The organism is Pontibacter rugosus (genome assembly GCF_042678745.1).
Classification (GTDB): Bacteria; Bacteroidota; Bacteroidia; order Cytophagales; family Hymenobacteraceae; genus Pontibacter; species Pontibacter rugosus.
In genome coordinates, this window is the sequence record NZ_JBHTLD010000407.1 from 1 (window position 1) to 1,529 (window position 1,529).

Here is a 1,529-nt window from a genome sequence, read left to right on the forward strand (position 1 = left end):
CAAAGTTATGCCATTCGGTAACCTATTATATAAATCTTTATTTATTTGCAGTAACCACACAAGGAACAGAAAGCCATAGATTACAAAAATGTATTCACCTGTTTCATTGTCAGGAATAAAGGCAGGAACAATCATTAAATAGATAAATACTTGCCAAATGCTTGAACTGTATCAACTTGTTCATTTATTTATTCTTGTAGCCTTCGTTCTTATAATAGTACCTAACGGATTAGCCTAATAAGGTGTGCGAGGCGGAGCCGGAGCTTAACTTATGTGCAGGGTTATGGGCTTTAATTCTTTATCCATTGATAGGTTCAAGACAACCTATTAATTCTTTGGATCTAAGTAAGGTATAAATATCGCCTTTGTCCAGTGTGTCCAGTTTTAATACACCAAAACTAATATTTGCTTTAGTGATATCACCTAGTTGAATGATCATTTCCTGGTTATTGTCTAAATCCTTTACTACTATACTTTTACCATCCTCAGCCATATAGATTTCTTTAACCTTGTAGTATTTCGGAATCCTGCCAACATAGAAATGAACAAACATGATAATGCCAATTATAGGTAATAGAAAATATGCTCCAGAGTAAAGCATTGATAATGTTATTACTAAATCACAGAAGATCATAAATGAAGGAAACAAAGTTTTCCATTCATATAAGTTGTCTTTAGAAAGCTTAATCATTGATTATTGCTCATAACAGTTTGTATAGGCGACGGGTGAGGCATTTGCCGAGTATGGAGCCTGTGCAGGGTTATACAACGTCTCTTTTTCTTTCCTTTTCTATTATGTAACTTAAATAGCCTAGTGCCCCAGCGGTTGCACCAATTCCGCCTATACTTCCTATACCTGTATAATGTGCAATGACAGCAGCAGGAATCCAAGCTGCAACAGCCCCGACAACAGCTGCTCCTATAAATTTCCGTGTGCCGCTTAGAGTGCTTCTGAGCAGCTTATTGTTAGCTTCTACATAATTGAAATCTTCTATAATTGCTTCTCTATAGTTAGTAATAAAATTGTCCCAGAGTTCTTCTTCTTTAACAGATGCAAGCTGGCTTGTGGTGTCAATATCAAACACAGCTTTGACCACTTCATCACCTATTTCGACATTTATAATGCTCTTCCATTTAAGAGGATTCATAGTCACCATGTTCAGAAGAAAGCTACCTCTTTTAAAAGACAAGAACCTTTCTGAAGACTCTGCTAAGCGAAAGCCTTGGCTAACGAAGTATTGTATTGTTGCTTCTTTTATATCTTCATTGAGCTTCGAACAAAGGAAGCTTGTCTCTTTTTCCATTTTGATACTATGTTGTGCAACGGACTTGGCCATAAGGCGGCGTAGCTGGCTTATGGGTGTGGTGTGCGCCCAGTATGGGCACCTGATACGAAAGGTATCATATTATTCCAGAGGGTGCAAGTCCCTTGCAGGCGAGTTGGTGAAGCCTGTTAGCAAGCCGCAAGCTGGTTCGTCGTGAGGCGTGCAGTGAAGAAAGCGGGACTGCAAAATCCGGTACTGACGAAC

At 38.7% G+C, this 1,529-nt stretch carries 2 protein-coding genes; both read right to left on the minus strand.

The window, feature by feature from the left end; translation table 11 throughout:
- Positions 1-298 precede the first annotated feature (298 nt).
- The gene (locus ACFQ2O_RS21570) at positions 299-691 is read right to left on the minus strand and encodes a hypothetical protein (RefSeq protein ID WP_377532961.1); all 393 of its coding nucleotides are present in this window, start codon (positions 689-691) and stop codon (positions 299-301) included.
- Positions 692-761: 70 nt separating this feature from the next.
- A complete protein-coding gene (locus ACFQ2O_RS21575) occupies positions 762-1,304 on the minus strand; it encodes a hypothetical protein (RefSeq protein ID WP_377532963.1) in 543 nt (180 codons plus the stop codon).
- Positions 1,305-1,529: the final 225 nt, after the last annotated feature.